We start from the raw sequence: 6,057 nt of genomic DNA, 5'->3' as shown, positions 1-6,057 counted from the left end.
ACGGCGGCGTTCTCGTCGAACTTGATGTAGGAGCCGTCGGGACGACGGGTCTGCTTGACGGTGCGCACGATAACTGCCTTGACGACATCGCCCTTCTTGACGTTGCCGCCGGGGATCGCGTCCTTGACGGTTGCCACGATGATGTCGCCGAGACCCGCGTAGCGACGGTTGGAGCCGCCCAGCACACGAATGGTCAGCAGCTCCTTCGCGCCCGTGTTGTCCGCCACCTTGAGGCGGGATTCGTTCTGAATCATGAGATCACTTCGCCTTCTCGAGGATCTCGACCAGACGCCAGCGCTTGGTGGCGCTCAGCGGACGGGTCTCGTTGATGACGACCAGGTCGCCGACACCCGCGGTGTTCGCCTCGTCGTGCGCCTTCACCTTCGAGGTCCGGCGGATGACCTTGCCGTAGAGGGGGTGCTTCACGCGGTCCTCGACCTCGACGACGATCGTCTTGTCCATCTTGTCCGAGACGACATAGCCACGGCGAGACTTGCGGTAACCGCGGGCGTTGGGGTCACGAACGTCGTGCTCGGAGTGCTCGTGGCCGGCCTCGACCGGAGCCTCGACAACGGCCTCCTCGGCAGCCTTCTTGGCCGGAGCCTTCTTGGCGGGAGCCTTCTTGGCGGGAGCCTTCTTGGCCGGAGCCTTCTCAGTGGTGTTCTCTGTGGTGGCCATCACTCAGCCTCCTCCTTGGCGGCGGCGTCGTCATCCGACTTCGCGGCCTTCGTCTTGCGAGCCTTGGTCGCCTTCTCGACGGGAGCGGGCGTGGCACGGATGCCGAGCTCGCGCTCGCGGATGACGGTGTACAGCCGCGCGATGTCGCGCTTGACCGCACGGATGCGGCCGTGGCTGTCGAGCTGGCCGGTGGCCGACTGGAAGCGCAGGTTGAACAGCTCTTCCTTGGCCTTGCGCAGCTCCTCGACCAGGCGCTGGTCTTCGAACGTGTCGAGCTCGCTCGGGGCGAGCGTCTTGGTGCCGATCGCCATTACGCGTCGCCCTCCTCGCGCTTGATGATGCGTGCCTTCAGGGGCAGCTTGTGGATGGCACGGGTCAGGGCCTCACGAGCGAGCTGCTCGTTGACGCCGGCGACCTCGAACAGGACGCGACCCGGCTTGACGTTTGCGACCCACCACTCCGGCGAACCCTTACCCGAACCCATGCGGGTTTCGGCAGGCTTCTTGGTCAGCGGACGGTCGGGGTAGATGTTGATCCACACCTTTCCACCACGCTTGATGTGACGGGTCATCGCGATACGAGCTGACTCGATCTGACGGTTGGTCACGTAAGCGGGGGTCAGGGCCTGGATGCCGAACTCACCGAACGACACCTTCGTGCCACCGGTGGCCTGGCCATCGCGACCCGGGTGGTGCTGCTTGCGGTACTTGACCTTGCGGGGGATGAGCATTATGCCGACGCTCCTTCTGCGACCGGGGCCTCAGCGGCGCGGTTGTCGCGACGGGGGCCACGACGGTCACCACGCTCGCGCGCGGGCTTCTGGTTCGCCTGCTCGCGGGCCAGTTCCTTGTTGGTGAGGTCGCCCTTGTAGATCCAGACCTTCACGCCGATGCGGCCGAAGGTGGTCTTGGCCTCGTAGAAGCCGTAGTCGATGTTCGCGCGCAGGGTGTGCAGGGGCACACGACCTTCACGGTAGAACTCCGACCGGCTCATCTCCGCGCCGCCGAGGCGACCCGAGACCTGGATCCGGACACCCTTGGCGCCGGCACGCTGCGCGCCCTGCAGACCCTTACGCATGGCGCGACGGAATGCGACACGAGCAGACAGCTGCTCGGCGATGCCCTGAGCGACCAGCTGAGCGTCGGCCTCGGGGTTCTTGACCTCGAGGATGTTCAGCTGGATCTGCTTGCCGGTGAGCTTCTCGAGGTCGGCGCGGATGCGCTCGGCCTCGGCGCCACGGCGACCGATCACGATGCCCGGGCGGGCGGTGTGGATGTCGACGCGGACGCGGTCACGCGTGCGCTCGATCTCGATGTTGCTGACACCGGCACGGTCGAGCTGCGTCTTCAGCAGTCGACGGATCTTGATGTCCTCGGCCACGTAGTCCGCGTAGCGCTGACCCGGCTTGGTCGAATCCGAGAACCACCGCGACACGTGGTCGGTGGTGATGCCCAGGCGGAAGCCGTACGGGTTGACTTTCTGTCCCATTACTTGCTCGCCTTCTTCTGGGTAGCGGGCGCGGTCTCAGCAACCTCGGGGGTCGCGAGGACAACCGTGATGTGGCTGGTGCGCTTCTTGATCTGGAATGCACGACCCTGCGCGCGCGGCTGGAACCGCTTGAGCGTCGTTCCCTCATCGACGTACGCGTTCTTGACGAACAGCGCACCCTCGTCGAAGTAGGTGCCCTCGTTGTCGGCCTTCACGCGAGCGTTCGCGATGGCCGAAGCGACCAGCTTGTAGATCGGCTCGCTCGCACCCTGCGGCGCGAACTTCAGGATTGCAAGGGCCTCTTCGGCCTGCTTGCCCTTGATGAGCGCGACGACACGACGAGCCTTCTGAGGGGTCACGCGGATGTGTCGCACGCGTGCGATGGACTCCACCATTTCTCTCTCCTCTTGCGCCCCCGCGTCAGCGGCGGCGGCCCTTCTTGTCGTCCTTCTCGTGGCCGCGGAAGGTGCGGGTGGGCGCGAACTCGCCCAGCTTGTGGCCGACCATGGTTTCGGTCACGAACACAGGGATGTGCTTGCGACCGTCGTGCACGGCGATGGTGTGCCCGAGCATGGCCGGGATGATCATCGAGCGGCGCGACCAGGTCTTGATGACGTTCTTCGAACCCGATTCGTTCTGGGAGACGACCTTGCGAAGCAGGTGCTCGTCGACGAAGGGGCCCTTCTTGAGACTGCGTGGCATCTTCTGTTCCTACCTACTTGCGCTTCTTGCCGGCCGTGCGGCGGCGGACGATGAGCTTGTCGCTTTCCTTGTTGGCGTGGCGCGTACGGCCCTCCGCCTGACCCCACGGGCTCACGGGGTGACGACCACCAGAGGTCTTGCCCTCACCACCACCGTGCGGGTGGTCGACCGGGTTCATCGCGACACCGCGGACGGTCGGGCGCACGCCCTTCCAGCGCTTGCGGCCGGCCTTACCCCAGTTGATGTTCGACTGTTCGGCGTTGCCGACCTCGCCGATGGTTGCGCGGCAGCGTGCGTCGACGTTGCGGATCTCACCCGAGGGCAGACGAAGCTGCGCGTACGGGCCGTCCTTGGCGACGAGGCGAACCGCTGCTCCTGCCGAGCGGGCCATCTTCGCGCCGCCGCCGGGGCGCAGCTCGATGGCGTGCACGACGGTACCGGTCGGGATGTTGCGCAGGGGCAGGTTGTTGCCGGGCTTGATGTCGGCCGAGGCGCCCGACTCCACGATGTCACCCTGCTGCAGCTTGTTCGGAGCGAGGATGTAACGCTTCTCGCCGTCGACGTAGTGCAGCAGCGCGATGCGCGCGGTGCGGTTGGGGTCGTACTCGATGTGCGCGACCTTGGCGTTGATGCCGTCCTTGTCGTTACGACGGAAGTCGATCACGCGGTACTGACGCTTGTGTCCGCCACCGATGTGACGCGTGGTGATGCGGCCCTGGTTGTTGCGGCCACCGGTCTTCGCGATGGGACGAAGGAGCGACTTCTCGGGCGTCGATCGGGTGATCTCAGCGAAGTCCGCCACCGACGAGCCGCGGCGACCGGGGGTCGTGGGCTTGTACTTGCGAATTGCCATGTCTCTAGTCCTCTATCCCGACTGTCAGCCGACTGCCGTGAAGATGTCGATGGAGCCCGACTTCAGCGTGACGATGGCGCGCTTGGTGTCCTTGCGCTTGCCCATGCCGAAACGGGTGCGACGGGCCTTGCCGACGCGGTTGATCGTGTTGACCGACGCCACCTTGACGCCGAAGATCTTCTCGATCGCGAGCTTGATCTCGGTCTTGGTCGCACGCGGGTCCACGAGGAACGTGTACTTGCCCTCGTCGATGAGCGAGTAGCTCTTCTCGGAGACGACCGGCTTCAGGATGATGTCGCGCGGGTCCTTGTTGACAGCGGTCATGCGGAGACCTCCTGGGTGGAGACGGTCTTCGACGCGACGAACGCGTCGTAGGCAGCCTTGGTGAAGACGATGTCGTCCGAGACGAGCACGTCGTAGGCGTTGAGCTGGTCGACGTAGAGCACGTGCACGTACGCGAGGTTGCGGACGCTCAGGATGCTGGTCTCGTCGTCGCGGGTGACGACCACGAGCACGTTCTTCGCCGGGGCGAGGTTGCCGAGGACCGCGACAGCAGCCTTCGTGGACGGAGCGCCTTCGATGCCGAACGAGTCGACGATGTGCAGGCGGTCACCGCGAGCGCGATCGCTCAGCGCACCGAGGAGCGCGGCAGCGATCATCTTCTTGGGCGTGCGCTGGCCGTAGTCGCGGGGCTTGGGGCCGTGGACGATGCCACCACCGGTCATGTGCGGCGCGCGGATCGAACCCTGACGGGCGTTACCCGTGCCCTTCTGCTTGAAGGGCTTGCGACCGGCACCCGAGACCTCACCGCGACGCTTGGTCGAGTGTGTTCCCTGGCGAGCCGCGGCGCGCTGCGCAACGACGACCTGGTGGATGAGCGGAATGTTCGTCTTGACGTCGAACAGGGCGGCGGGCAGCTCAACCGAGCCGGCCTTCTTGCCGTCAGCCTTGTGGACGTCGAGCGCGAGAGTCGAGTCAGCCATGATCAGGCACCCTTCACTGCGTTGCGGACGTAGACGATGCGACCACGCGCACCGGGGACGGCGCCCTTGACGAGCAGCAGACCCTTCTCGGCGTCGACTGCGTGGACGGTGAGGTTGAGCACGGTGACACGCTCGCCACCCATGCGACCTGCCATCCGCATGCCCTTGAACACGCGGCTGGGGGTCGAGGAGGCGCCGATCGAACCGGGCTTGCGGTGGTTACGGTGCGCACCGTGCGAGGCCGAAACACCCTGGAAGTTGTGGCGTTTCATGACACCCGCGGTGCCCTTGCCCTTGCTGGTGCCGACGACGTCGACCAGCTGACCGGCCTCGAACACGCCGTCAACGGTGAGCTCCTGACCGAGTGAGTAGTCAGCAGCATCCGCCGTGCGCACCTCAGTGAGGTGGCGGCGCGGGGTGACGCCCGCGGCCTCGAAGTGGGCCGAGAGGGGCTTGTTCACCTTGCGGGGGTCGATCTGGCCGTACGCGATCTGCACGGCGTTGTAGCCGTCCTTCTCGGGAGTGCGGACCTGGGTGACCACGTTGGGGGCCACCTCGATCACGGTGACGGGAACGAGCTTGCCGTTCTCGTCCCAAACCTGGGTCATGCCGAGCTTGGTGCCCAGCAGTCCCTTCGAAATCTTTGAGTTGATGTCAGCCATGTCGAACCTCAGAGCTTGATCTCGATGTTGACGTCGGCCGGCAGGTCAAGGCGCATCAGCGAGTCGACGGCCTTGGGCGTCGGATCGATGATGTCGATCAGACGCTTGTGGGTGCGCATCTCGAAGTGCTCGCGGCTGTCCTTGTACTTGTGGGGCGACCGGATGACGCACACGACGTTCTTTTCGGTCGGAAGCGGCACGGGTCCAACGACCGTCGCGCCCGCTCGGGTCACGGTGTCGACGATCTTGCGCGCCGAGCTGTCGAGCCCGGCGTGGTCGTACGACTTCAGGCGAATGCGGATCTTCTGTCCCGCCATTGTCTGCTCACTCTCTTTCTCGCGTCTTACCTCTGAACCCCGATCGGTTCGGGGCACGGGCATTGGACGCACCGTGGCGCTTGCACGCCGTGGCACTTCACTCCGCTGCATGGGGATGCATGTTGCGGATGCTGCACCGCTGTTCTGATGTCAACCCGGACGCTCGCGCATCCGGTCCCGCACGACACGCACGCGTGTCACCCTGGCAAGCAGGGATGCTGTGTGGGAAACGTGTTCTGCTGCCCGCGGCCTAGACTCTGCGCTTCCGCGCGTTCTATGCACTGCCCTGGCAGTGATCCAGGCGCACAGCAGTGCGCACCGGAATGTGGAACCTGAACAGTCTACGTGCATCCCGGGCGTGTCGCAAACTCGCG

At 65.3% G+C, this 6,057-nt stretch carries 12 protein-coding genes; all 12 read right to left on the bottom strand.

Annotated features, from left to right (window positions below):
* On the bottom strand, window positions 1–254 hold a 254-nt coding region (rplN, locus tag B3587_RS13455; RefSeq protein WP_292729518.1), incomplete at its 3' end, for a 50S ribosomal protein L14.
* 4 nt (window positions 255–258) lie between these two features.
* A complete protein-coding gene (rpsQ, locus tag B3587_RS13450) occupies window positions 259–678 on the bottom strand; it encodes a 30S ribosomal protein S17 (RefSeq protein WP_228177319.1) in 420 nt (139 codons plus the stop codon).
* Window positions 678–989, bottom strand: a complete 312-nt coding sequence (rpmC, locus tag B3587_RS13445; RefSeq protein ID WP_228177320.1) for a 50S ribosomal protein L29 — start codon at window positions 987–989, stop codon at window positions 678–680. The genes rpsQ and rpmC overlap by 1 nt, the downstream gene beginning before the upstream one ends.
* Complete coding sequence (gene rplP / locus B3587_RS13440) at window positions 989–1,408, bottom strand: 50S ribosomal protein L16 (RefSeq protein WP_195692939.1); 420 nt, start codon at window positions 1,406–1,408, stop codon at window positions 989–991. The genes rpmC and rplP overlap by 1 nt, the downstream gene beginning before the upstream one ends.
* Window positions 1,408–2,166 (bottom strand): 30S ribosomal protein S3, encoded by a 759-nt coding sequence (gene rpsC / locus B3587_RS13435; protein WP_195692938.1) that lies wholly within the window; start codon window positions 2,164–2,166, stop codon window positions 1,408–1,410. Before rpsC ends, rplP begins: the two co-directional genes overlap by 1 nt.
* The gene (gene rplV / locus B3587_RS13430) at window positions 2,166–2,561 is read right to left on the bottom strand and encodes a 50S ribosomal protein L22 (protein WP_228177321.1); all 396 of its coding nucleotides are present in this window, start codon (window positions 2,559–2,561) and stop codon (window positions 2,166–2,168) included. Before rplV ends, rpsC begins: the two co-directional genes overlap by 1 nt.
* Window positions 2,562–2,586: 25 nt before the next feature.
* A complete protein-coding gene (gene rpsS / locus B3587_RS13425) occupies window positions 2,587–2,868 on the bottom strand; it encodes a 30S ribosomal protein S19 (RefSeq protein WP_194423760.1) in 282 nt (93 codons plus the stop codon).
* A gap of 13 nt (window positions 2,869–2,881) precedes the next feature.
* Window positions 2,882–3,721 (bottom strand): 50S ribosomal protein L2, encoded by an 840-nt coding sequence (gene rplB, locus B3587_RS13420; protein WP_228177322.1) that lies wholly within the window; start codon window positions 3,719–3,721, stop codon window positions 2,882–2,884.
* Window positions 3,722–3,745: 24 nt separating this feature from the next.
* The gene (gene rplW, locus B3587_RS13415) at window positions 3,746–4,045 is read right to left on the bottom strand and encodes a 50S ribosomal protein L23 (protein WP_195692935.1); all 300 of its coding nucleotides are present in this window, start codon (window positions 4,043–4,045) and stop codon (window positions 3,746–3,748) included.
* Window positions 4,042–4,704 carry a 50S ribosomal protein L4 gene (gene rplD / locus B3587_RS13410; protein ID WP_228177323.1) on the bottom strand — a complete coding sequence of 221 codons (663 nt, stop codon included), beginning with the start codon at window positions 4,702–4,704 and terminating at the stop codon, window positions 4,042–4,044. Before rplD ends, rplW begins: the two co-directional genes overlap by 4 nt.
* A 2-nt stretch (window positions 4,705–4,706) precedes the next feature.
* Complete coding sequence (gene rplC, locus B3587_RS13405; RefSeq protein WP_292729505.1) at window positions 4,707–5,366, bottom strand: 50S ribosomal protein L3; 660 nt, start codon at window positions 5,364–5,366, stop codon at window positions 4,707–4,709.
* 8 nt (window positions 5,367–5,374) lie between these two features.
* Complete coding sequence (gene rpsJ, locus B3587_RS13400; RefSeq protein ID WP_013584016.1) at window positions 5,375–5,683, bottom strand: 30S ribosomal protein S10; 309 nt, start codon at window positions 5,681–5,683, stop codon at window positions 5,375–5,377.
* Window positions 5,684–6,057: the final 374 nt, after the last annotated feature.

It is taken from the genome of Microbacterium sp. UBA837 (genome assembly GCF_002296025.1).
GTDB lineage: Bacteria > Actinomycetota > Actinomycetes > Actinomycetales > Microbacteriaceae > Microbacterium.
Note: the sequence above shows the minus strand (reverse complement) of the source record. Positions and strands in the feature narration are given on the sequence as shown.